Annotated in this window: 20 protein-coding genes; 12 read left to right on the forward strand and 8 right to left on the reverse strand. The window is 72.3% G+C overall.

Going from position 1 to position 22289, the window contains the following annotated elements; all coding sequences use genetic code 11:
- The first annotated feature begins 682 nt into the window (after window positions 1–682).
- Complete coding sequence (locus tag DEF28_RS14045) at window positions 683–1135, forward strand: ATP-binding protein (RefSeq protein ID WP_233515296.1); 453 nt, start codon at window positions 683–685, stop codon at window positions 1133–1135.
- 120 nt (window positions 1136–1255) lie between these two features.
- On the opposite strand, the gene DEF28_RS28075 is transcribed toward DEF28_RS14045, so the two are convergent.
- Window positions 1256–1399 (reverse strand): hypothetical protein, encoded by a 144-nt coding sequence (locus DEF28_RS28075; RefSeq protein ID WP_181874313.1) that lies wholly within the window; start codon window positions 1397–1399, stop codon window positions 1256–1258.
- Between the two features lie 165 nt (window positions 1400–1564).
- Entirely contained in the window at window positions 1565–4744 is a 3180-nt protein-coding gene (locus tag DEF28_RS14050; RefSeq protein ID WP_114398159.1) for an efflux RND transporter permease subunit, read from the reverse strand.
- A gap of 218 nt (window positions 4745–4962) precedes the next feature.
- Between DEF28_RS14050 and DEF28_RS14055 the strand changes: the two genes are divergently transcribed.
- Window positions 4963–5442, forward strand: a complete 480-nt coding sequence (locus tag DEF28_RS14055) for a MarR family winged helix-turn-helix transcriptional regulator (RefSeq protein WP_114398160.1) — start codon at window positions 4963–4965, stop codon at window positions 5440–5442.
- A gap of 168 nt (window positions 5443–5610) precedes the next feature.
- Here the strand turns inward: DEF28_RS14055 and cmtR are convergent, their stop codons facing one another.
- A complete protein-coding gene (gene cmtR, locus DEF28_RS14060; RefSeq protein WP_114398161.1) occupies window positions 5611–5958 on the reverse strand; it encodes a Cd(II)/Pb(II)-sensing metalloregulatory transcriptional regulator CmtR in 348 nt (115 codons plus the stop codon).
- Between the two features lie 102 nt (window positions 5959–6060).
- On the opposite strand from cmtR, the gene DEF28_RS14065 reads away from it, so the two are divergent.
- The 6 genes from DEF28_RS14065 to DEF28_RS14090 all read left to right on the forward strand — a co-directional run bounded on the left by DEF28_RS14065 (window position 6061) and on the right by DEF28_RS14090 (window position 12336).
- Window positions 6061–6996, forward strand: coding sequence for a cation diffusion facilitator family transporter (locus tag DEF28_RS14065; protein WP_114398162.1), 936 nt, complete (start codon window positions 6061–6063; stop codon window positions 6994–6996).
- Between the two features lie 232 nt (window positions 6997–7228).
- Entirely contained in the window at window positions 7229–8503 is a 1275-nt protein-coding gene (nhaA, locus tag DEF28_RS14070; protein WP_114398163.1) for a Na+/H+ antiporter NhaA, read from the forward strand.
- A gap of 174 nt (window positions 8504–8677) precedes the next feature.
- Window positions 8678–10096 (forward strand): TrkH family potassium uptake protein, encoded by a 1419-nt coding sequence (locus DEF28_RS14075; protein ID WP_114398178.1) that lies wholly within the window; start codon window positions 8678–8680, stop codon window positions 10094–10096.
- Between the two features lie 19 nt (window positions 10097–10115).
- The gene (locus DEF28_RS14080; protein ID WP_114398164.1) at window positions 10116–10784 is read left to right on the forward strand and encodes a potassium channel family protein; all 669 of its coding nucleotides are present in this window, start codon (window positions 10116–10118) and stop codon (window positions 10782–10784) included.
- 70 nt (window positions 10785–10854) lie between these two features.
- Window positions 10855–11853 (forward strand): metal ABC transporter solute-binding protein, Zn/Mn family, encoded by a 999-nt coding sequence (locus DEF28_RS14085; protein ID WP_114398165.1) that lies wholly within the window; start codon window positions 10855–10857, stop codon window positions 11851–11853.
- A gap of 249 nt (window positions 11854–12102) precedes the next feature.
- Window positions 12103–12336: a DUF397 domain-containing protein gene (locus DEF28_RS14090; protein ID WP_114398166.1), complete on the forward strand. Its 234-nt coding sequence runs from the start codon at window positions 12103–12105 to the stop codon at window positions 12334–12336.
- Between the two features lie 260 nt (window positions 12337–12596).
- Here the strand turns inward: DEF28_RS14090 and DEF28_RS14095 are convergent, their stop codons facing one another.
- The 4 genes from DEF28_RS14095 to DEF28_RS14110 all read right to left on the reverse strand — a co-directional run bounded on the left by DEF28_RS14095 (window position 12597) and on the right by DEF28_RS14110 (window position 16442).
- Window positions 12597–13463 carry a helix-turn-helix domain-containing protein gene (locus tag DEF28_RS14095; protein WP_114398179.1) on the reverse strand — a complete coding sequence of 289 codons (867 nt, stop codon included), beginning with the start codon at window positions 13461–13463 and terminating at the stop codon, window positions 12597–12599.
- A gap of 225 nt (window positions 13464–13688) precedes the next feature.
- Window positions 13689–14216, reverse strand: coding sequence for an ATP-binding protein (locus DEF28_RS14100; protein WP_114398167.1), 528 nt, complete (start codon window positions 14214–14216; stop codon window positions 13689–13691).
- Between the two features lie 274 nt (window positions 14217–14490).
- A complete protein-coding gene (locus DEF28_RS14105) occupies window positions 14491–15252 on the reverse strand; it encodes a glycerophosphodiester phosphodiesterase (RefSeq protein ID WP_114398168.1) in 762 nt (253 codons plus the stop codon).
- 410 nt (window positions 15253–15662) lie between these two features.
- Window positions 15663–16442, reverse strand: a complete 780-nt coding sequence (locus DEF28_RS14110) for an amidohydrolase family protein (RefSeq protein WP_114398169.1) — start codon at window positions 16440–16442, stop codon at window positions 15663–15665.
- A 398-nt stretch (window positions 16443–16840) separates the two neighbouring features.
- Between DEF28_RS14110 and fabG the strand changes: the two genes are divergently transcribed.
- Window positions 16841–17599, forward strand: coding sequence for a 3-oxoacyl-ACP reductase FabG (gene fabG, locus DEF28_RS14115; protein WP_114398170.1), 759 nt, complete (start codon window positions 16841–16843; stop codon window positions 17597–17599).
- 277 nt (window positions 17600–17876) lie between these two features.
- Here fabG and DEF28_RS14120 read toward each other — a convergent pair whose 3' ends face one another.
- Window positions 17877–18890 (reverse strand): threonine aldolase family protein, encoded by a 1014-nt coding sequence (locus tag DEF28_RS14120; protein WP_114398171.1) that lies wholly within the window; start codon window positions 18888–18890, stop codon window positions 17877–17879.
- A gap of 175 nt (window positions 18891–19065) precedes the next feature.
- On the opposite strand from DEF28_RS14120, the gene DEF28_RS14125 reads away from it, so the two are divergent.
- The 3 genes from DEF28_RS14125 to DEF28_RS14135 all read left to right on the forward strand — a co-directional run bounded on the left by DEF28_RS14125 (window position 19066) and on the right by DEF28_RS14135 (window position 22279).
- Window positions 19066–20325 carry an ABC transporter substrate-binding protein gene (locus DEF28_RS14125; RefSeq protein ID WP_114398172.1) on the forward strand — a complete coding sequence of 420 codons (1260 nt, stop codon included), beginning with the start codon at window positions 19066–19068 and terminating at the stop codon, window positions 20323–20325.
- Window positions 20322–21407, forward strand: a complete 1086-nt coding sequence (locus tag DEF28_RS14130) for a carbohydrate ABC transporter permease (RefSeq protein WP_114398173.1) — start codon at window positions 20322–20324, stop codon at window positions 21405–21407. The genes DEF28_RS14125 and DEF28_RS14130 overlap by 4 nt, the downstream gene beginning before the upstream one ends.
- A 68-nt stretch (window positions 21408–21475) precedes the next feature.
- A complete protein-coding gene (locus tag DEF28_RS14135; protein WP_233515297.1) occupies window positions 21476–22279 on the forward strand; it encodes a carbohydrate ABC transporter permease in 804 nt (267 codons plus the stop codon).
- The last annotated feature ends 10 nt before the right edge of the window (window positions 22280–22289 follow it).

The following is a 22289-nucleotide window of genomic DNA, read 5'->3' on the forward strand; positions in this document are numbered from 1 at the left end:
GAGCCGCCGACCAGCCCTGACCCTCTCCAAGCCGCGGCTCGAAGGGGTGAATCGCCGGTGAACAGGCTGGCAACGTCTCCACACGTGTTCACCCCCGCGGGTCGGGCTGACTCACCGATTTCGACAGGTAACCCATAGTGGCACGCGCGCCCGCTCCGCCTCCGGCCGACCGGGGGGAATGCCTCGGGCGCCCGCCCGGGTGGCCGGGACCGTCCTCCGGCCGGCCCCGGAGCGGTCCCGGCCGGCCCCGGAGCGGTCCCGGAGCGGTCCCGGCGGGCCCGCGCGGACCGCCCGGTCTCGGGCGCGGGAGCCCCTTGATCAGCGGCGTTGCGCGCGAGGAGCAGCACCGGTGTCACCCCCGCCGAGCCACCCTCAAGCACCCCCACGTATCCTGACCGTGGATAAGAAGTCCATAGCCGCGACGCTCACCCCGTCACCGCACCACCTGCCCCACGAGTGATCCCACCGCACTTCTCCCAGCGCCGTGACCCTCGCGCATCGGACGCTCGGCGGAGGGGTCGCCGCGCACGTCAAAGCGGCCTGAGTCCGACGTGCGACCAGCACGTCGCCGGGGAGTGATCTCATGTCCGACGTCCCCACCGCGCCGGCTTCCGTACGTTTCCACCCGTCCGTGCTCCCCTCGGGCGGTGCCCACCCGACCATCGAACTTCCGGCGAATTCCATGGAAGACAGCCCGTCACTGCCGCCCGGCGGCCACGACTCGCCGCAGCGGCGCCGGTTCCCGGGACTGGCCAACCAGATCAAGCACGCCCGACGCTTCGTGGAGCGGCAGCTCGGCCCCTCGCCCCAGGCGGCCACGGCGACCCTGCTGACCAGCGAACTCGCGACCAACGCCGTGACGCACAGCGCGTCGGGCGGTCCCGGCGGGAAGTTCGAGGTCGCGGTGTACACCGCCGACGGCTGGGTCCGGATCGAGGTCCGCGACCTGGGCAGCCCGGAGCAGCCGCGTCCCCAGCACAAGGACCCCTACGACATCACCGAGCACGGTCGCGGCCTCGACCTCGTCGAGGCCCTCGCGGTGAAGTGGGGCAGCGAGTCGCGGCGCGACGGCCTGGGCCGGCTGGTCTGGTTCGAACTGACCTGGGAGGACGACGACCCGCTGCCGGGATCGTGAGCACCGCGGGCGGCGGCGCCCGCCGCCGTCCGGACGTGACAGGGGGCCTCCCGCACGGGAGGCCCCGGTGGCGTGGTCGGCGGTGTCCGGCGTGCCGCCGGTCGTCGTGGCGCCCTGCGCTCAGCCGGCCTCCCCGGCGGAAGGGGCCGGCGGAAGCCGGTACCTCTCGTACAGCTCGCGCGCGTAGTCCTTGGCGTCCTGCGACGGCTCGTCCCCGAGTTCGGCGCGGACGAGGTCGTCGAGATCGGTGCTGATCGGATCCATACGAACAGAGCTTGCCCAACGTGAGCACCGCGTAACAAGTCGAATCGCCGCCGATTCGGTGCCGCGGCCGCCGTTCCGCTCGCTACCGCGCCCCGCCGGCGCGCGGGGCGCCGCCCCGGCCCCCGTGAGGGGACCCGGGGACGGCGCCCTGTGCGGCTCCGCGGGTCACACCTGCTCGGCGGCCCGGTCCTCCCGCTCGCCGCGCGCGGCCTCGATGCGGGCCGCGCGGCGCTCCTCGCGGCGCGCGGCACGGCGCTCCTTGCCGGCCTCGGCCATCGTGTAGAGCACCGGGACCAGGATCAGCGTGAGCAGCGTGGACGTGACGAGCCCGCCGATGACCACCAGCGCCAGCGGCTGCGAGATGAACGCGCCGCCGCCGGTGATGCCGAGCGCCATGGGCGTCATCGCGCCGATGGTGGCGAGGGCCGTCATGAGGATCGGACGCAGCCGGTGCCGGGAGCCTTCGACGACCGCCTCACGCAGCTCCATGCCCTCGGCGCGGTACTGGTTGATCAGGTCGATCAGCACGATCGCGTTGGTGACGACGACGCCGATCAGCATGAGCAGGCCGATCATCGCCGCGATACCGAGCGGGGTACCCGTGACGAACAGCAGCCCCAGCGCGCCGGTGGCGGCGAACGGGATCGACACCAGCAGGATGAGCGGCTGGATCAGGCTCTTGAACGTGGCCACCATCACCAGGTACACGATCGCGACGGCCGCCAGCATGGCGAGCCCCAGCTGCCCGAACGCCTCGGTCTGGTCGGAGCTGACGCCCCCGATGGACGCGGTCGCGCCCTCGGGCAGGTCGAGTTCGTCCAGGGCCGCGGCGAGGTCCGCGGTCACGGCGCTCAGGTCGTCGGCGGTCGGCGTCGCCGAGACGGTGGCGCTGCGCACGCCGTCGGTCCGGCTCAGCTCGGGGGCCTGGAGGACCTCCTCGACGTCGGCGACCTCGGAGAGCTCGACCCGCCCACCGGTCGGCGTGGCGATCTCCAGCTCCTCCAGCTCGGCGACGCTGTCCGGAGCGTCCTCGACCCGCACCACGATGTCGCGCTCGACGTCGTCCACGGTGGCGGTTCCGACGCCGGTGCCCTGGAAGGCCGCGGTGACGGCCTGGCCGATCTGGCCCTCGGTCAGGCCCTCGTCGGCCGCGCGCCCGCCGTCGACCCGGACCTCCAGCGCCGGCTGCGCGGCGGCGACGCTGTTGGTGACGTCGGCGGCACCCGGGATGTCGCGGACCGCGGCCTCGACCTCGTCGGCCGCCTCGGCCAGCGTCTCGCTGTCCGACGCCTCGATCCGGACCTCCAGCGTGGAGCCCCCCATGCCGCCGGTCTCGTCGACGCGCGGCTCGGCTTCGGTGTCGACCTCGGCCAGCGCCGTGCGCAGGCGGGTGCGGTACTCCTCCTGGTCGCCCTCGGGGTCGGTGGTCAGGGTGTAGCTGATGGAGGTCGCGGCACCGCCGCCGCCGAACATCGCTCCCATGCCGCCACCGCCGCCGATGGACACCTGGTAGGACTCCACCCACGAGAGCCCGGCGAGCTTCTCCTCGACCTTCTCGGCCTCGGCGTCGGCCTCGGCCAGCGAGGTGCCGAGCGGCAGCTCCTGGCTGACGGCGAGGGTGTTCTGGCCCTGGTCGTCGATGAAGGAGGTCTTGAGCTGGGTGGCGAGCCCCACCGTGCCGGCGAGGAGCAGCAGGCTGACGGCCAGCGTGAGGAACCGGTGCCGGGTCGCCCAGCGGATGACGGGCAGGTAGGCGCGCTGCAGCGGGGTGCGCAGCTCGCGCTCGTACTCCTCGGCCCGGATCCGCTCCAGGTCCTCGGGAGCGACGTCCTTGGGACGCATGAACCAGTAGGCGAGGACCGGGATGATCGTGAGGGACACCAGCAGCGACGCGCCGAGCGCGACGCTCACCGTCACCGCGAACGGGCGGAACAGCTCGCCGACCTGGCCGCCGACGAAGCCCATGGGCAGGAACACGGCGACGGTCGTCAGCGTCGCGGAGGTGATGGCCCCCGAGACCTCGCGGACGCCCGTGAAGACGGCCCTGTCCTTCTCCTCGCCGTAGCCGAGGTGCCGCTTGATGTTCTCCAGCACCACGATCGAGTCATCCACCACCCGGCCGATCGCCACCGTGAGCGCGCCGAGCGTGAGGATGTTGAGCGTGTAGTCGAACATCTGCATCGCGAGGATGGCGATGAGCAGCGAGACCGGGATGGACACCGCGGTCACGAGGGTGGAGCGCACCGACAGCAGGAACACCAGGATGACGATCACCGCGAACGCGAGTCCGAGAGCGCCCTCCTCGGCCATGGCGACGATCGACTCGTTGATGAACGGCGCCTGGTCGAACACCACGGTGATGTCGGCGTCCTCACCGAGCAGCGGGGTGAGGTCGTCGAGTGCGTCCTGGACTGCGTTGGAGATGTCGACGGTGTTGCCGTCGGCGGTCTTGGTGATCATGACGCCGAGGCTCGGGTCGCCGTTGGTCCGCGTGATGCTGGAGACGTCGTCGAGCCGGAGCTCGACATCGGCGACGTCCTTCAGCTGGACCGCCTCGGGGGCGGCCGCGGCCCCGCCCGGCGCCCCCGGTGCGGCGGCGCCACTCGGCATGAGCCACAGGTCCGCCACGTCGTCGACGGACTCCAGCCGGCCGCCGGTGGTCACGGTGAGGGTGCGGCCGTCCTCCGTGATCTCGCCGCCGGGGGTGAGGACACCGCTGGACTGCAGGGCGGTGGTGAGGTCGTTGACGCTGAGGCCGGCGTCGCGCAGCTCGCCGGTGTCGGGGGCGACGGTGATCGTCGACTCCTGGACGCCGGTGACCGTCACCGCGCGCACGCCGTCGATGCTCTCCAGTTCGGGGACGACCTGCTCCTGGAGGGGTTCGGCGAGCGCCTGGGCATCGCCGTCGCCGGCCCCCGCGGCGAGCATGACGACCGGGATGTCGTCGAAGCTGAACGCCTGGACCATCGGGTCGACGCCGTCCGGAAGCGCGGGCTGGACGCGGTCGACGGCCTGCTGCACCTCGCGGATGACGGAGTCGGTCTCGTCGCCGTAGTCGAACTCGGCGACGACCGAGGCCGACCCGTTGCTGGAGGTCGAGGTGTAGCTGGTGATGCCGGCCACCCCCCGTACCGCCTGTTCGAGGGTCTGGGTGACCTCGGTCTCGACGACCTGCGGCGACGCGCCCTGGTACTGGGCGTTCACCGTGACCATCGGTATTTCGAGCGATGGCATCAGCTCACGCTTCGCCGACGTCGTGGCCAGTAGGCCGAAGGCGACGGAGGCGAGCGTGATCAGCAGGATGAGCGCCCGGTTGCCAAGGCTCATCTTGGCCAATCTGGACATGAGAGTGGTGCTCCTCGGGAGGCTGTTCGCGTTGGTTCGAAGACCGCCAAGGACGGGCGGTCGGAAGACGCCGTGCCGCGCGACGGGTGAAGGGGGCGTCGCGCGGTTCTGCCGGGCACGCGAAGACCACGATACTTCGCGTGATCCAAAAAATCAGACCGAGGTGATACAAATCAGGGGATTGTCAGGGAAATCGCAGTGACATATCAGGGGTGGCCATGAGCGGGGAGCCGTCCGCCGAGCGGGACGCGCTGCTGCGGCGCCTGCATGAACTGGAGGAGCGCCGGATCCGGATGTTCGCCCGCGCCTCGTCGCTGCCGCTGCTCACCACCACGCTCACCGTGCAGCAGCTCAAGGTGCTCATTCTGCTCTCGCTGGACGGCGACATGCCCGCGCGGGAGCTGGCCGCGAAGGCGGGCGTGCAGATGGCCACGCTGACCGGGATCGTGGACCGCCTGGTCGCGCGCGGGCTGGTGCTGCGCCGCGACGACCCGCGGGACCGCAGGGTCCGCCGCGTCGACCTGACCGATGAGGGCCGGGCCCGGGTCGTGGAGTTCCGCGACGCCGGGCAGCGCCAGCATCTCGGCGCCCTCGCCCGGCTCGACACCGAGACGCTCGCCGGCCTGGTCAGGGGCCTGGAGGCGCTGTGCGCGGTCCTGGAGGAGGACCTGGCCGAGGAGCGGCGGCGCGGGGAGTGACCGGTCGGCCCCCGGCGGGCCGCCGGGGGCGCGGGGCGAGCGGCCCCGCTCCTTCGCCTTCACCGCGGAGGTCGTCCGCGCCCGTCCACAGCCGGCGGACCGGACTGGCCCGCACCGCGCCGGTGGCGCAGGCTGGAGGTATGCGTATCCGTCCGGCGCCCCGGCGCCTCACCCCGCCCGCACCGGCTCGCTCTCGCCCGGGGGCACGTGCTCGGCCGCCACACCCCACACCACCCGGAGCAGGTCGTCCAGGGCGTGCGTCAGCGACGGGTCCACGAGTTCGTAGCTCACCTGGCGGCCGCGTGCGGTGGCCGTCACCAGCCCGCACTCGCGCAGGCACGCCAGGTGGTTCGAGACGTTCTGGCGCGTGAGCCCGAGGCGCTCGGCCAGGTGCGCGGGGTAGGCGGGACCGTCGAGGAGGGCCAGCAGCAGGCGGCAGCGGGTCGGGTCGGCGAGCGCCCGTCCGAGGCGCTGGATCGCGGAGAGACGCTGCTCGGAGGTCAACATGAAAATCATTGTACATAGTTTGCTGTACTGACACTGCAGGCTGTATAAACAGTGGAGGCTGAACTATCAGGCGCGGCCCGGTGCGGGCCGGAAGCGAGGACGGAGGGCTCCATGGGCATCGGCCATGGACACGGACACGGGCACGGCGGCCTGGCCGACGGCTCCACCGCGGCCGCCGCCCACCGCGGGCGGATGGTCGTCGTCCTGGTGCTGACGCTGGGCGGCATGGCCGTCCAGGTCGCGGGCGGGCTGGTCTCCGGGAGCCTGGCGCTGCTCGCTGACGCCGGGCACATGGCCGCCGACTCCTTCGGCATCGTGCTCGCGCTGTTCGCCATCTGGATCGCCGCCCGCCCGTTCTCTCCGAAGCGGACCTTCGGCTTCCAGCGCGCGGAGATCCTGGCGGCCGCGGCCAACGCCCTCCTGCTGTTCGGCCTGTGCGGCTACATCGCCTACGAGACCGTGCACCGCCTGGCCGACCCCCAGCCGGTGGCCGGGCCGACGATGCTCGCCGTCGCGCTGCTCGGCCTCGCCGTGAACATCGCCGGCCTGCTGGTGCTGCGGCGCGGCCAGTCGCAGAGCCTCAACCTGCGGGGCGCCTACCTTGAGGTGTTCAGCGACATGCTCTCCTCGCTGGGCGTGATCGTGGCGGCGCTGCTCGTGTGGCTGACCGGCTGGCAGCAGGCCGACTCCGTCGTCTCGCTCGGCATCGCGGCGTTCATCGTGCCGCGCGCGTGGAGCCTGCTCCGGGAGGCGGTCCACATCCTGCTGGAGGCCACCCCTCGCGACATGGACCTCGACGAGGTCCGCAGCCACCTGCTGGCCCAGCCCGGCGTCCTGGACGTCCACGACCTGCACGCCTGGACCATCACGTCCGGTGTACCGGTGATGTCGGCCCACGTGGTGGTCGAGGAGGAGCGGCTCGGCGAGTGCGGGCGGATGCTCGACGAACTGCACGCCTGCCTGTCCGGCCACTTCGACGTCGAGCACTCGACCCTGCAACTGGAGCCGGCCGGCCACGCCTCCCACGAGGGCGCTCGGCACCACTGAGCGCCCCCACTCGGTCGCACGCGCCTCCGCGCCCCCTCGCCCGCCGGAGTCCTGACTCTCCCACTGAGTCCGAAACATGCAGGGTTTGGACAAACCAGGCAGTGGCCTGGCATAGTCACACGGGTGCCCCCGGAGGGGCGCCGGCCGTATCCGCCATCGGATGCGTCCGCAGGTGTGCCGGGAAGTCTGGTCGGCGTCCGTACCCGCCCATTGCCGCTTCCGGGAGGCGCCCATGACGCAGAACCGCGGATCCGTCCGCCTGACAGCCCTCGCCGACGTTCTCCGGTCCGACGTGGTCGCCGGCTTCCTCCTCATCGGCGGAGCCCTGCTCGCCCTGCTCTGGGCCAACTCTCCGCTGGGCGGCGGCTACGACGCCATCCGGACCTTCACCTTCGGCCCGGAGTCGCTGCACCTGAACCTCTCCGTCGAGGCGTGGGCGGCCGACGGCCTGCTCGCGGTGTTCTTCTTCATCGTCGGCAACGAGCTCAAGCAGGAGTTCGTCCACGGCGAGCTGCGCAGCCCCCGCCGGGCCGTCCTGCCCATCGTCGCCGCGCTGTGCGGCATGGTGGTTCCGGCGCTGATCTACGCCGGGGTCAACTTCTCCCAGGGCGACGCCCTCCGCGGGTGGGGCATCCCGATGGCCACCGACATCGCGTTCGCGGTGGCGATCCTCGCGGTGGTCGGGCGCTACCTGCCTCCGGCGCTGCGCACCTTCCTGCTCACCCTGGCCATCGTCGACGACCTGGGCGCCATCATCGTCATCGCGGTGTTCTACACCGACCACCTGTCGCTGCTCCCGCTGGCCGGAGCGCTGCTGCTGCTCGGCGTCTTCGGCTACCTGCAGCGGGGCCGCGGCGCGGCGGCGGCACTGAACCGCTCGCCGCTCCCCAACTGGCTGGTCTACGTCCCGCTGGCCTTCGCGATCTGGGCTCTGGTGCACGCGAGCGGCGTGCACGCCACCATCGCCGGCGTGGCCATGGGCATGCTGATGCGGACCGTCCCGCTCGGTGGCGAGCCCACCTCGCCCAGCCAGCGGGTCGAGCACGTGCTGCGGCCGTGGTCCAGCGGCGTGGCGCTGCCGGTGTTCGCCGTCCTCTCCGCCGGGGTCGTCTTCGACGGGCTGGACAGTATGTTCACCGACACCGCCGCCGTGGGCGTGGTGCTCGGTCTGGTCGTCGGCAAGGTCATCGGCATCTTCGGCGGCTCCTGGATCACCACCCGGCTGACCCGCGCCGAGCTGAACCCGTCGCTGAGCTGGATCGACATCGCCGGGATGTCCCTGCTGGCCGGTATCGGCTTCACGGTGTCCCTGCTGATCGCCGAGCTGTCCTTCCCCGACCACCCCGAGATGCTCGCGCACGCGAAAGCCGGCGTGCTGATCGCCTCCCTGCTGGCCACCGTGCTGGCCTCCTGCGTGCTGCTTGTCCGCAGCGCCCACTACCGCAAGCACGGGCTGCCCGGGGCGGAGGCGCCGCCGGCCCCGGAGTCGGCGCTCGACGGGAACTGACCGCCGACGCGCACCCGCCCCCCGGCCCCGCCCTGGCCGGTGACGGCCGCCGAATTTCGTAATCTGGGGCAGGCAGGACACGGGGCGGTGCACCCGACCTCGCGGACGGCGCTAGGTTCGGGCACTGGGGGTGTCGCGGTCGGCGATGCCGGAGTGCGAGATGGCAGGCGGATGATGCGGGGAACACTGCGCGCCTGGCGCAGTCGCTGGGAACGGTTACGCAACCGCGACCGGGTGGGCGCCGATCCCTTCGGGCCGCCCCGGTCGCGGGCGTGGCAGCGGCCCGCCCAGCTCGTGGTCGCGGCCTTCGCGCTGGTGACCCTGGTCGGTACCGCACTGCTGATGCTGCCGATCGCGCACGAGGGCCCCAAGAGCACGTCCCTGGTGCAGGCGCTGTTCACCGCGGTCTCCGCGGTGTGCGTGGCCGGGCTGGCGGTGGTCGACACGGGGCAGCACTGGTCGACCTTCGGTGAAATCGTCATCCTCGCCCTCATCAAGACGGGCGGGGTGGGCATCATGACGCTGGCCTCGGTGCTCGGGATGGTGGTCATCCGCCGCTTCGGGCTGCGGATGCAGCTCAGCGCCCAGGCCGAGACGCGCAGCCTCAACCTCGGGGACGTCCGCTCGCTGGTCGCCCGGATCTTCGTCATCAGCACGACGTGCGAGGTCGTGGTCTCGCTCGTGCTGACCCTCCGCCTCTGGACCTACTACGAGGAGCCGTTCGGGCAGGCCCTGTACCACGGTGTCTTCCACGGCGTCGCGGCGTTCAACAACGCCGGGCTGGCGCTGTACTCCGACAGCCTCACCCGGTTCGCCGCCGACCCGGTCATCCTGCTGCCGGTGGCCGCGGCGATCGTGCTCGGCAGCCTGGGGTTCCCGGTACTGCTGGAGATGCGGCGGCACATCCGGCAGCCGCGCCGCTGGTCGCTGCACACCAAGCTGACCCTGACGGCGTCCTCCTTCCTGCTCGTCGCCGGCATCGTCGCTATCACGGTGCTGGAATGGAGCAACCCCGCGACGCTGGGGGCGATGAGCTGGCCGCAGAAACTGCTCACCGGCGTGTTCCACGGCGTGATGCCGCGCAGCGGCGGGTTCAACGTGGTGGACGTCGGCCAGATGGACGACTCCACGCTGTTCGTCACGATCATGCTCATGTTCGTCGGCGGCGGCAGCGCGGGGACCGCCGGCGGCATCAAGGCCACGACGTTCGCGGTGATCTTCGTGGTGGTGTGGGCCGAGATCCGGGGGCACCCGGACGTGCACGCCTTCGGCCGCCGGCTGTCGGGCGGCGCGATCCGCCAGGCGCTCAGCCTGACGTTCCTGTCGATGACGGTGGTCGCGGCCGCCACGGTGTACCTGCTCATCACCACGCCCTTCCCCCTGGAGCAGATCCTCTTCGAGGTCGTGTCGGCGTTCGGCGTGGTGGGGCTGTCCACCGGCATCACCCCGGAGCTCCCCGGCCAGGCACAGGTGCTGCTGGTCCTCCTCATGTTCGCCGGCCGCATCGGCCCCATCACCTTCGCCTCGGCGCTGGCGCTGCGGGAGCGGACCCGCCGCTACGACCTGCCCGAGGCGCGGCCCATCATCGGTTAGCTACCAGGGAGACAAGGCAGTGCAACGCAACAGGCCGCATGACAAACGCGTGCTGGTGATCGGGCTGGGACGCTTCGGCAGCTCGCTGGCGCTGGAACTCGTCGCGCACGGCTGGGAGGTCCTCGGCGTGGACAGCAACGCCCGGCTCGTGCAGGCGTACGCCGAGTCGCTGACCCACACCGTCATCGCGGACAGCACCGACGACGAGGCGCTGCGCCAACTCGGCGCCCAGGAGTTCAGCCGCGCCGTGGTGGCGATCGGCACCCACCTGGAGGAGAGCATCCTCACCACGTCGCTGCTGGTCGACATGGGGGTGCCCGACATCTGGGCGAAGGCGATCAGCCGCCGCCACGGCCGGATCCTGCAGCAGATCGGCGCCCACCACGTGGTGCTGCCCGAGCACGACATGGGGGAGCGTGTGGCGCACCTGGTGTCGGGGCGGATGCTGGACTACGTCGAGATCGAGCAGAACTTCGCGCTCGGCAAGACCCGTGCGCCGCGCGAGATCATCGGCCGCAAGCTCGGCGAGACCCGCATCCGCTCCCAGCACGGCATCACGGTCGTGTGCATCAAACGGCACGGCGAGCAGTTCACCTACGCGACGGCCGAGACCGTGCCGCAGAAGGGTGACATCGTCATCGTGGCCGGCAAGACCGACGATGTGGAGAAGTTCGCCGAACTCTCCTGACAAGAGTCCGGACAAACGGCGCCAAACCCTCCAAATTGACAACCGTTTTCATTCTCCCCATGATGGGTCCATGCGATCCGGGATGTCGAGGAGAGTGGCCGCCGCCTGCGCGGCCGGACTGGTGACGGCGGCCGCGGCAGGCTGCGGCACGGCCGACGGCGGGGACGGGGGCCCGCAGGGTTCGGACGCCTCGGTCAGCGTCGTGACCGGGGTCTACCCCCTGCAGTGGCTGGCCGAGCGCGTGGGCGGGGAGCACGTCGACGTCACCAACCTGACCGAGCCCGGAGCCGAGCCCCACGACCTCGAACTCAGCCCCCGCCAGGTCGGCGCCGTCGCCGAGGCCGACGTCGTCCTCCACATCTCGGGACTGCAGCCGGCCGTGGACGAGGCCGTCGCCCAGCAGGCCCCCGACACCGGACTGGACGCCGCCGACCTGGTCGAGCTGCGCGCGGCCGAGGAGGGCGAGGGGCACGAGCACGGCGACGAGGACGGACACGAGGAGCACGGCGAGCACGAGGAGCACGAGGAGCACGACCACGATCACGGCGGGACCGATCCGCACGTGTGGCTGGACCCGGAGCGGATGGCGGCGATCGCCGACGGACTGGCCGAGCGCCTGGCGGAGGCCGACGCGGCCGACGCCGACGCCTTCCGCGCCAACGCCGAGCGGGTCTCCGCGGAGCTGGACGACCTCGACTCGGCCTACCGGGACGGCCTGGCCCAGTGCGCCTCGCGCGACCTGGTGACGAGCCACACCGCGTTCGGCTACCTGGCCGACCGCTACGACCTCACCCAGGTGGGCATCAGCGGAGTCGACCCGGACTCCGAGCCATCCCCCGCGCGCATGGCCGAGGTCGCCCGGCTGGTCGAGGAGCACGACGTCACCACGATCTTCACGGAGACGCTGGCCAGCCCCGCGATCGCCGAGACGATCGCCGAGGAGACCGGCGCCACCACCGCGGTACTGGACCCCCTGGAGGGCATCACCGACCGCTCCCCCGGCGACGACTACCCCTCCGTCATGACGGCGAACCTGGAGGCGCTGCGCATGGCGCTGAGCTGCGACTGAGCAGGGCACCCGCGCCCCGCCGGCCCCACGGGCCGGCGGGGCTTTCTCGTGCACCGGGTCGGCATTGACGGACAATCCCGGAAACGGGATTGCATGCGCTTACACGATGCCTACACGTGTCTCGACACTCAGAGGATTCTTATGCACGTGCGCTATCCTGTTCAAAGTACGGTGCGAATGCACGTGCATTAGACAGTGCATAGGCGCATGCGCGCCGCCAGTCCGCACAAGCTGAGAGGGATCGACCCCATGACCGCGTACAACGGCATTTCGGCGTCCGAACTGAGCAACGTCACCTGGCAGAAGAGCCGCCGGAGCAACTCGCAGGGCAACTGCGTGGAGATGGCGAAGCTGTCCGACGGGTCCATCGCCGTGCGCAACTCTCGATTCCCCGAGGGCCCGGCTCTGCTGTACACACAGGCGGAGATCGACGCGCTCATCCTCGGCGCCAAGGACGGCGACTTCGACAACCTGCTGAGCTAGACCGCCGGATGGCGACCGTCCATGGCGCGCGCCCACCGGCGCCCGCGCACGCACGCCGCGGGACACACCGCGGCAGGGCGGTCCCGGCAGCCAGGCCCGCCCCTTCCACCGGGCGCCGGGCCCGCGGCCAGCGCCGCGACGTCGAACGGGGACCAGCTTCCCGGTGAACGACCGCGGCCGCCCGTCCGGGCGGCGGCATCGGGAGCTCCACTACTTCGGGGGGTGGGGCTCCTTCTCACTTCGGCCCCCTGCGGCCGCCGCTACAGGTCGGCGATCATGTCCGCCAGCATCTTCGGCGTCTGGTTCGGCGGCTCGGCCGCCACGCTCAGCCGCTCCATGGCCATCGTGTAGGCGTCCACGTCATCGGGCTTGTCCAGGTAGAGGGCACCCGTGAGCTGCTCCAGGTAGACGACGTCGGCGAGGTCGTACTCCGGGTAGCGCAGGATCGTGAACGACCCCGCCTCGGCAGCGTGCGCGCCGACCGAGAACGGGATGATCTGCAGGGTGATGTTCGGGTGGTCGCAGAACTCCACCAGCCGCTCCAGCTGGCGTTTCAGGATCTGGGCGTCGCCGACCGGCCGGCGGACCGCGGCCTCGTCCACGATGGCCCACAGCTTGACGCCGCGGTTGTCCAGGATGCGGCGCTGCCGGTGCAGCCGGACCGCCACGCGGTTCTCGGCCTCGCCGTCCGCGTCGCGCCGGGTGCCGCCGAGGATCACCGAACGGGCGTAGGCCTCCGTCTGTAACAAGCCGGGGACGAACTGCGCCTCGTACGTGCGGATCCGGGTCGCCGCCTCCTCCAGGCCGACGTAGGACTGGAACCAGTTGGGCAGCGCGTCCCCGTACTGCTGCCACCAGCCCGCCTTGTTGGACTCCTTCGCCAGCGTGATGAGCGGCTCGCGCTCGGCGGGGTCGGTGACCCCGTACAGGCTGAGCAGGTCCTCGACGTCGCGGAGCTTGAACCCCACCCGGCCGAGTTCCAGGCGACTGATCTTGGACTCCGAACCGCGGATCTTGTACCCGGCGTCGGCCCGCGTGATGCCCTTGGCCTCACGAAGCTTGCGGAGCTGGTACCCGAGCAGGATCCGGCGCACGGTCGGACCGCTGCCGGGCTCCGGATGAGCCATGCCCACCGCTGCTGCCTCCCCACCCTCGGGTTGCGCCGTCCGGTGCCGCCTCCCCCCTCCGGAAGGCGTGTGGCACACACCGTGCGCAACCCTTACACGTTATAGCCGACGGTGAGGATCGTTCGGCACCCACCGCCCGTCGGTTGTCCGGCCGTGCCCGGCCTCAGCCGGCGCGGGCGGCCCGCCGACCACTCAGCGTAACCGCCCGGCCGTCTCGTACCCGGCTCAGGTGAACAGGGCCCACACGAACTTGCCGTCCGGAATGGTCGGAACCGCCCCCCACGTCCGGCTGAAGCACGACACGAGGTGCAAACCGCGTCCCGTCTCCGCCATGAAATCGGGCTCCCGGCGCGCCGGAAGCTGGGCACTGCCGTCGCGCACCGCGCAGACGACCTCGCCGCCGCGGCGCAGGACGCTCAGTTGGATAACGTTTTCATATCCACTGGACCCGGCGAGGTATCCCCCGGCGTGTCGCAGCGCGTTGGTCACCAGCTCCGAGACGACCAGCTCGATGTCCCCGGCCATCCGCGACATCCCCCACTCGCGCAGGACCGTCAAGGCGAGTTCGCGGGCGACCTTCACCGCTCCCGGGTCCGCCTCCAGCCGCCAGCTGGCGCTGTCGTGGCTGGCGGAGCCGGACAGCGCCCCCCACCTGGGCGCTCCGTGGCGCAGGGCGGAAAGCCACCACGACTGCGGGACCCCCGAGGCGACGGCTGCCGAGGACGTCCATCCCCATGCCGATGTTCCCCGCACCGATTCCTGGGCTGAATGTCCGGTCACCGCGATCCCCTTGCAGTCGTCTCGATCGCTCGAAATACAGCTGACGCGTGGGCGCCAGTATTCTCCGAGGACTATGCAGATGCAAGGCTCGGATGCACGTGCATGCGCCTCATGCAACTCATCCTAGAACATCAGCCCCTCCATGAGCAGTTGAAGACTGAACACAAAAGGCATCGATTGTGTCACCGAACGACGGCGCCGGGCCGCCGACCAGCGCGCCAGGGCCGCTCCGCGGCGGCAGGGCGCGCTACGCCGCGGTGGCGAGGTGGTCGACCACCCGGTCCGGGTAGTCGGAAATGATGCCGTCGACCCCGTCGCGGATCACCCGGCGGATGGCGTAGTCGGTGTTGACGGTCCAGCTGAACATCGTCATCCCGAACTCGTGCACATGCCGGACGTAGGGCGCGCTCACCCGCAGGTAGTGCGGGTTGATCTGGCTCGCGTAGCGCGCCACCCGGCGCAGCGCGAACCGGCTGTAGGTCTTGCCCAGCGCCGCGGTGCGCATCTCCGGCACGAGGTCGGTGATCCAGCGCAGGGTCACCCAGTCGAAGCTCTGCAGGATGAACCGCCCCTGGGCGCCGGCCGTCCGCCAGTGCTCGTCGTCGGCGACGCGGTCGGCCAGGCGGCGGGCGGCGGCGGGATCGCGGCGGCGCACCTTCAGTTCGACGAGCGCGCCCAGCCGGCAGTCCTTCAGCGTCTGCAGCGCCTCGTCCAAGGTGGGAACGCCCTCGCCGGCGAAGGCGGCGCTGAACCAGGAACCCGCGTCCAGCCGCCTGATCTCCGCCAGGGTGAAGTCGCAGACCCGCCAGGGGCGGCGGTCCGGGAAGACCTCACTGACGTTGGTGGTGCGGCGGAGGGTGGCGTCGTGCATGACCACGAACTCGCCGTCAGCGGTCTGCTGGATGTCGAGCTCGGCCATGTGGGCACCGCGCCGACCCGCCTCGCGCAGGGCGGCGAGCGTGTTCTCGGGGGCGTAGGCGGAGGCACCGCGGTGGGCGACGACGATCACGCCGACCGCCTCCCGACGACCGAGTGCGCGCGGCACCGCGGAGAACGGACCCCGATGGCCGACATCCGCACCGCCCCTCTCGAATTGCGTCCGGCGGCTTGTCGCCCCCAGTCTCGTCCTTCCCGGTTAGCGCGGGATGGCAACCGGATGAGCGTCGGGTGGAGGGCCGACCGCCATGCCGGTCGTCGTCGGCCGTCCCACGGACCAGGTCCGCCGACTCCACCGGAACGGCCGCCGCCGTAGCGTCACCCTACCCCGCTGACGGCCGCCGGCTTCGTCGCTGGACGGATTGTCACGTTGGTGCCACCCGGCCCGGTGGTGCGGCCACCCCGGCCGCGGCCCCGTAGCGGTACCGGCGGCCGGAGCACCGACGGCAATCGCCGCGGTGCCGACGCTGTGGGCGACCCAGCCTACTCGACCGCGGAACCAGACCGGCGCCCTCCGGCCGCGGACGGGGACTCCGACAGCCCGTAGAAGTCGAGGGCGTTGCGCCAGAAGACCGGTGCGGCGAGTTCGACGCCGAGTGCCTGGCGCACGCGCTCGGCGTCGGCGCCCGGGGACGTCGTGCCGGCCGCGGGCAGGGCGGTGCCGAACATCAGCGCCGCCGGGTTGACCTCGACCACCGCGCGCAGCGCGGCCGCGACGTCCAGGTCGCCCTGCCCGAAGCCGCTGGCCTTGACCCGGGCGCCCCCGGCGACGAAGTCCAGCAGCGCGGGCAGGCCGGACGCCGAGAGTCCGAGGTGGTCGATGCTGACCCGGGGCAGCGGGGTGAGCCGTCCGGCCATCCGCGGCAGGTCGGCGGCGTCCACCCGCAGCTCGGTGGGCCAGCCGAGCAGGTCCGCGGCACGCATGCCCAGCTGGACCTGGGCGTCGAGGTCGGCGCCGGGGCCGCCGCGCAGGTCGAGCCGCAGGGCGCGCACGCCTCCGGCGTGCAGGTCGCGGAGCTCGGAGTCGGCGGTGTCGGGGTGCAGCTCGGCGACTCCGACGAACGACGGGCCGAGCCGGCGCAGCGCGTCGAGCAGCGGCCCCGGCTCCCGGCCGCCGTCGGGCCCGGCCACGACGGCGCCGCCGGCCACACCGAGTGGCGCGACGCGGGACAGGTACTCGTCGACGGTGAAGGGTGCGGGCCGGCCTCCGGCGTCGGCGCCGGGGTTCCGCGGACCGATGATGTGCAGATGGGCGTCGAACAACGCCTTCGCCTTTCCGGGGAACCGGCCGCCGTTCGGATGAGCGGGTGGTGGCGGGCGGCCGGGTCCGAACACCGTAGCGTCCGGGCCGGGCCGACGGGTAGCCGCCAGGAGCGGCCGCGCGGGCCGGCACCGCACCGGACGGCCCCGTACCGCGGCGTTCCCGGCGCCGTGGTGGCATTGGCCACGGCGCCATACCACCCGGTCGGTAGGGGCTGGGTAGGATCGCCTCGACTGTTTTCCGCTCCGCAGCCGCTCAGACTGTTATCCCGCTCCGCAGCCGCTCAGGCTGGTCCCCGCTCCGCATCCGCTCACGCTGGTCCCCGATCCGCGGCCGCCCGGACGGTTCTCCCGCTCGGCGACCGCTCAGGTGGGGCCCGCAGCACTCTCTGGAGGTAGGCATGTCACAGACCCCCCGTGTCGCCGTCGTCACCGGAGCCGCCCGAGGCATCGGGGCGGCGACCGCCCGCCGCCTGGCCGCCGAGGGGCACGCGGTCGCGGTCGTCGATCTGCTGGAGGACCAGGCCAAGGCCACCGCGGACGCGATCACCGCGGAGGGCGGCAGCGCCGTCGCGGTCGCGGCGGACGTCAGCGACACCGAGCAGGTCGACGCCGCGGTGGCCCAGGTCGCCGAGCGGCTCGGTCCGCCGACCATCCTCGTCAACAACGCGGGCGTCATCCGGGACAACCTGCTGTTCAAGATGACCGACGATGACTGGGACACCGTCATGGGGGTGCACCTGCGGGGTGCGTTCCTCATGAGCCGCGCGGCGCAGGCGCACATGACCGAGCAGGGGTGGGGGCGCATCGTCAACCTGTCGAGCAGCTCGGCCCAGGGCAACCGCGGCCAGGCCAACTACTCCGCCGCGAAGGCCGGGCTCCAGGGCTTCACCAAGACCCTCGCGATCGAGCTCGGCAAGTTCGGCGTCACCGCGAACGCCGTCGCTCCCGGATTCATCGTCACCGACATGACGCGCGCCACCGCCGAACGCGTCGGCATGGACTTCGAGGACTTCCAGCAGGCGGCCGCCGCGAACATCCCGGTGCGCCGGACCGGCCGCCCCGAGGACATCGCCGCCACCATCGCCTTCCTGACCAGCGAGGAGGCGGGCTTCGTGTCCGGGCAGGTCATCTACGTGGCCGGAGGCCCCCTGGACTAGCCGGCCGGCTCGGGCCCGCCCTGACCCCGCGGGGCCCGGCCGCCGAGTCCGACGGACCGCCCGCCCACTCGCGGCCCACCCGCGCTCCCGCGGAGGCCGCAGGGCAGCGGCTCCCGGCGATCCCCCAGCGCGGCGCCGCGCCGGCGGCCGGGCCGCCGGTGAGCGGACTCGGGATGGCGGCACCCGCCCTCCTCGCGTTCGGCACGCGTGAGCGGCGCGGCCGCTTCCTCCGCCCGGTCTCCACCGGCGCGGCGGTCTGTTCGCCGGCGTTCCGCGGTCAGCCCGCCGCCCGCACCGCCTTGCCGATCCGCAGCACCGCCTCATCGACGTCGGCGTCGTCGATTCCCAGGTGCACCACCATGCGGACCAGGTCGGGCCCCGGCGCGAAGGCCGCCACGCCGGCGTCCCGGAACTCCGCGACGCGACGCTCCGCCGCACCGGGCTCGGTCGTCACCAGGACCATGTTGGTCCGGGCGGTCGCGTCCAGGCCGGGCAGCCCCGCCAGGCCCGCGGCCAGGCGCTCGGCGCGGGCGTGGTCGGCGGCCAGGCGGCCGACGTTGTGGCGCAGCGCGTACAGCGCGCCGGCCGCGATGATGCCGGCCTGGCGCATGCCGCCACCGAGCATCTTGCGGGCGCGGCGGGCGCGGGCGATGCTGTCGGCGTCGCCGACCAGGGCCGAGCCCACCGGCGCGCCCAGGCCCTTGGAGAAGCACACGGACACAGTGTCGGCGCCCTCGGCGGCCCGTTCCGGCGTGATCCCGAGGGCGACCGCAGCGTTCCACAGCCGGGCGCCGTCCAGGTGCAGGCGCATGCCGTGCGCGTGCGCGAAGTCCGCGACCCGGCGCTGCTCGGCGATCGGGACCACCCGGCCGGTGAAGGTGTTCTCCAGGCATACGAGCCGCGGCCGCGCGCGGTGGACGTCGTCCGCCCCGCGCGCCCAGTCCTCCAGCAGCTCCTGGTCCGGGGCCCCGGACTCCCCGCCGAAGGTGCGCGGCAGCACCCGGCTGAGCACGGAGAGGGCGCCCTGCTCGTTGGCGACCACGTGGGAGCGCTCGTGCGCCCAGACCTCGTCGCCGGTGCCGGCCGAGACGAAGACCGCCAGCTGGTTGGACATGTGCCCGGACGGCACGTACAGGGCGGCCTGGCGGCCCAGCGCGGCCGTGGTCTCCTCCTCCAGCGCCCGGACCGTGGGGTCCTCACCGAAGACGTCGTCGCCCACCTCGGCGTCGGCCATGGCCCGCCGCATTCCGGGGGTGGGCCGGGTGACCGTGTCCGATCTCAGGTCGATCATGCGCGCGCCTCTCCGCTCCTCCGCTCCGGCTCCAGCGTAGTGCTCCGCCCGTCCGGCAGCCGGCGGGGCACCGCCAGCCGAGTCCAGCGCGCTCCGTCATTGACACGCTCTCCTCCGCTGCTGTTCCATGAGCGCTACGTGACTGGCGTCACCCGGAGGGCGAACGGGGGTCCGCATGGGCAGGGCAGGTCCCGGACGGCTGGCGCGGGCGCTCGCCCTCGGGCTGGGCCTGCTCCTCGGCGGCACGGCCTGCGCCGGCAGCCTCCCCGACGAGGGCGACGACGCCGTGGTCACCTTCGTGGCCACCCGCGCCAGCGGCGGCGACTTCCAGGCGCTGGTCGACCAGTACAACGCCGCCAACCCCGACGCGCGGGTCCGCTACGTCGCGCTCCCGGCCGCCGCCGACGCCCAGCGGGTGACGCTCGTGCAGGACCTCCAGGCGCGCACCGGCCGCTACGACGTCCTCTACGTCGACGCGGTGTGGACGGCGGAGTTCGCCGCGCGGGGCTGGCTGGCCCCGCTGGACGAGGACCGCTTCGCCGGCCCCGGGATCCTGGACGCCGCCGCGGAGACCGCGCGGTGGGACGGCCGGCTGTACGCGGCCCCCTGGGCCACCGGCACCGGGCTGCTCTTCTACCGCACTGACCTCCTGGACGGTCCGCCGGCCACCTGGGCCGAGCTCATCGAGGACTGCCGGGTCGCCGAGGAGCACGGCATGGACTGCTACGGCGCGCAGTTCATGCGCTACGAGGGCCTCACGGTGGCGTTCATGGAGGCCGTCGCCTCGGCCGGCGGCGAGGTCGTCACACCGGAGGGGGAGGTCAGGGTGGACTCGCCCGAGGGACGTGCGGGCCTGCGGTTCCTGGTGGACGCCATGGCCGACGGGCACATCCCGCGGGCCGCGCTGACGTACAACGAGGACATGACCCGGCTCGCCTTCCAGCGCGGCGACCTGCTCTTCATGCGCAACTGGGCCTTCGCCTACCCGCTCATGGACGACCCCGGCGAGGAGTCGCAGGTGCAGGGCCGGTTCGACGCCGCCCCGCTGCCCGGCCCGGGCGGTCCCGGCACCGGAACCCTCGGCGGGAACAACCTCGGGCTGTCCGCCTACAGCAGTCACCCGGACGAGGCGCTGCGCTTCATCGAGTTCCTGCAGAGCGAGGAGGTCATGCGCGGCTGGCTGGAGCGGACCAGCACCCCCATGGCCCGCGAGGCGCTGTTCAGCGACCCCGAGATCCTGGAGACCCGGCCCTACCTCGCGCCGCTGCGCGACGCGCTCGACCAGGTGCGGCCGCGCCCGGTGACGCCGCGCTACACCGACGTCACCAACGCCATCCAGAAGCACGCCTACGACGCGATGACCGGCGAGACCACCGTGGACCAGGCCGTGACCGACATGCAGGAGGAGCTGGAGAGGGCGGTGCGAGGCACATGACGTGGCGGACGTGGCGCCGGCCGCGGCGGCGCTCCGCGGGTCCGGACGGCGCACGGCCCGAGCCGGCGCTCGCGACCGCGCCCGGTGCGGGCGGCACCGCGCCGGCCCGGCCGGCGGGCGCCGTCGGCGGCTCCGGGGAGCGCGCGGCCGGAGCCGCGCGCCCGCCGGCAGCGCCGCGGGGCGGACGGCGCCGTCCCGCCACGGAGCGCGGGATCGAGCGCCGGCTGGCCTTCTGGCTGCTGGCGCCGACCCTCGGCGCGCTGGCGCTGGTGGTCGCCTACCCGGTCGGCTCGGCGGTCATCCGGTCGCTGTTCGACGACCCCATCGGCCGCGATCCGGTCTTCGTCGGCATCGACAACTACCTCCAGGCGCTGGTCGGGTTCGACCGCGAGGACTTCTGGGCGGCGGTGGGGAACACCGTCTTCTTCACCGTGGTGAGCGTGCTCCTGGAGACCGCCATCGGCCTGGTCATGGCGCTGGTCATGCACCGCGCGTTCCGCGGGCGCGGCATCGTACGGGCCGCCGTGCTGCTCCCCTGGGCACTGCCCACGGCGGTGAGCGCCGTCATGTGGGACTGGATGCTGCAGCCGGAGGGGATCGTCAACGCGCTGATCGGCGCCGAGGTGGTGTGGGGCGGCTCCGAGTGGCCGGCGAAGTGGTCGATCATCGCCGCCGAGGTGTGGAAGACCGCGCCGTTCGTCGCGCTGCTGATCCTCGCCGGGCTGCAGACCATCCCGCCGCACCTGTACGAGGCGGCGGCGCTGGACGGCGCGTCGGCGTGGCGCCGGTTCACCTCGGTCACGCTGCCGCTGGTGCGGCCCGCCCTGGTGGTAGCGGTGCTGTTCCGCACCCTCGACGCGCTGCGGATGTACGACCTTCCGCAGATCCTGACCGGCGGGGCCAACAACACCGAGACGCTGTCCATCCTCGTGGTGCGGACGGCGACCGGGGAGCTGAAGGCCGGCTACGGCGGCGCGCTGTCCACGCTGACGTTCCTGTTCGTGTTCCTGTGCGCGTTCCTGCTGATCCGCGCGATGGGCGCCAACGTGTTCGCGGGCTTCCGGGCGGAGGGGGGACGGTGACGGCCGTGGGCGGCAGGGCTCGCGCGGGCACGACGGCAGCGCGGCGCGGGACGGCGTGGGAGTCGTGGGTGATCGGCGCCGGGATCGTGCTGCTGGTGCTGTACTGCCTCGCCCCGTTCTGGTGGATGCTCGTGTCCAGCCTCAAGGGGCCGGCGGAGATCGCCTCCAACCGGCTCTGGCCGGAGGACCCCACTCTGGTCAACTACCGCGGGGTCTTCGGCGGCCAGAACGACTTCGGGTACGCGGTGCGCAACAGCGTTGTCATCGCGGTTGCGACCACCGCGTCGGCCATGGTCATCGCGGTGTTCTCCGGTTACGCGCTCGCGCGGCTGCGGTTCCGGGGGCGCAACCTGGTCCTGGCGCTGGTCCTGGCGTGCTCGATGTTCCCGGGCGTGGCGATCGTGACCCCGCTGTACCAGATGTTCAGCGACTGGGGCTGGATCGACCAGTACCAGGCGATGGTGGTCCCCAACATCAGCTTCGCGCTGCCGCTGGCGATCTTCGTGCTGACCACCTTCTTCCGGGAGATGCCGTGGGAGCTGGAGGAGGCCGCCCGTGTGGACGGCTGCGGCCCCATCGGCGCCTTCTTCCGGGTGATCCTCCCGCTCGCCGTACCGGGGGTGGTGACCACGGGCCTGCTGGTGTTCTTCGCGGCGTGGAACGAGTACCTGATCTCCAGCGTCGTGTCGATCACGCTGGCGTCCAACCCCGTCACGGTCGCTCTGGCCAAGTTCGCCGGCGACACCGAGTTCCAGCAGCCGTTCGGCTCGCAGATGGCGGCCGGCGTGGTGGTCACCGTCCCCCTGGTCGTGCTGGTGCTGCTGTTCCAGCGCCGCATCGTCTCGGGACTTTCGGCCGGCGGGTTTCGTTGACAGTGGGTGC

The sequence above is a fragment of the Marinitenerispora sediminis genome, from assembly GCF_003336425.1.
GTDB lineage: Bacteria > Actinomycetota > Actinomycetes > Streptosporangiales > Streptosporangiaceae > Marinitenerispora > Marinitenerispora sediminis.

Bases quoted from the DNA above. Each gene is read 5' to 3' on its own strand.
- DEF28_RS14045 (WP_233515296.1), top strand. From the start codon at position 683: ATGGAAGACAGCCCGTCACTGCCGCCCGGCGGCCACGACTCGCCGCAG.
- DEF28_RS28075 (WP_181874313.1), bottom strand. From the start codon at position 1,399: ATGGATCCGATCAGCACCGATCTCGACGACCTCGTCCGCGCCGAACTC.
- DEF28_RS14050 (WP_114398159.1), bottom strand. From the start codon at position 4,744: ATGTCCAGATTGGCCAAGATGAGCCTTGGCAACCGGGCGCTCATCCTG.
- DEF28_RS14055 (WP_114398160.1), top strand. From the start codon at position 4,963: ATGAGCGGGGAGCCGTCCGCCGAGCGGGACGCGCTGCTGCGGCGCCTG.
- cmtR (WP_114398161.1), bottom strand. From the start codon at position 5,958: ATGATTTTCATGTTGACCTCCGAGCAGCGTCTCTCCGCGATCCAGCGC.
- DEF28_RS14065 (WP_114398162.1), top strand. From the start codon at position 6,061: ATGGGCATCGGCCATGGACACGGACACGGGCACGGCGGCCTGGCCGAC.
- nhaA (WP_114398163.1), top strand. From the start codon at position 7,229: ATGACGCAGAACCGCGGATCCGTCCGCCTGACAGCCCTCGCCGACGTT.
- DEF28_RS14075 (WP_114398178.1), top strand. From the start codon at position 8,678: ATGCGGGGAACACTGCGCGCCTGGCGCAGTCGCTGGGAACGGTTACGC.
- DEF28_RS14085 (WP_114398165.1), top strand. From the start codon at position 10,855: ATGCGATCCGGGATGTCGAGGAGAGTGGCCGCCGCCTGCGCGGCCGGA.
- DEF28_RS14090 (WP_114398166.1), top strand. From the start codon at position 12,103: ATGACCGCGTACAACGGCATTTCGGCGTCCGAACTGAGCAACGTCACC.
- DEF28_RS14095 (WP_114398179.1), bottom strand. From the start codon at position 13,463: ATGGCTCATCCGGAGCCCGGCAGCGGTCCGACCGTGCGCCGGATCCTG.
- fabG (WP_114398170.1), top strand. From the start codon at position 16,841: ATGTCACAGACCCCCCGTGTCGCCGTCGTCACCGGAGCCGCCCGAGGC.
- DEF28_RS14120 (WP_114398171.1), bottom strand. From the start codon at position 18,890: ATGATCGACCTGAGATCGGACACGGTCACCCGGCCCACCCCCGGAATG.
- DEF28_RS14125 (WP_114398172.1), top strand. From the start codon at position 19,066: ATGGGCAGGGCAGGTCCCGGACGGCTGGCGCGGGCGCTCGCCCTCGGG.
- DEF28_RS14130 (WP_114398173.1), top strand. From the start codon at position 20,322: ATGACGTGGCGGACGTGGCGCCGGCCGCGGCGGCGCTCCGCGGGTCCG.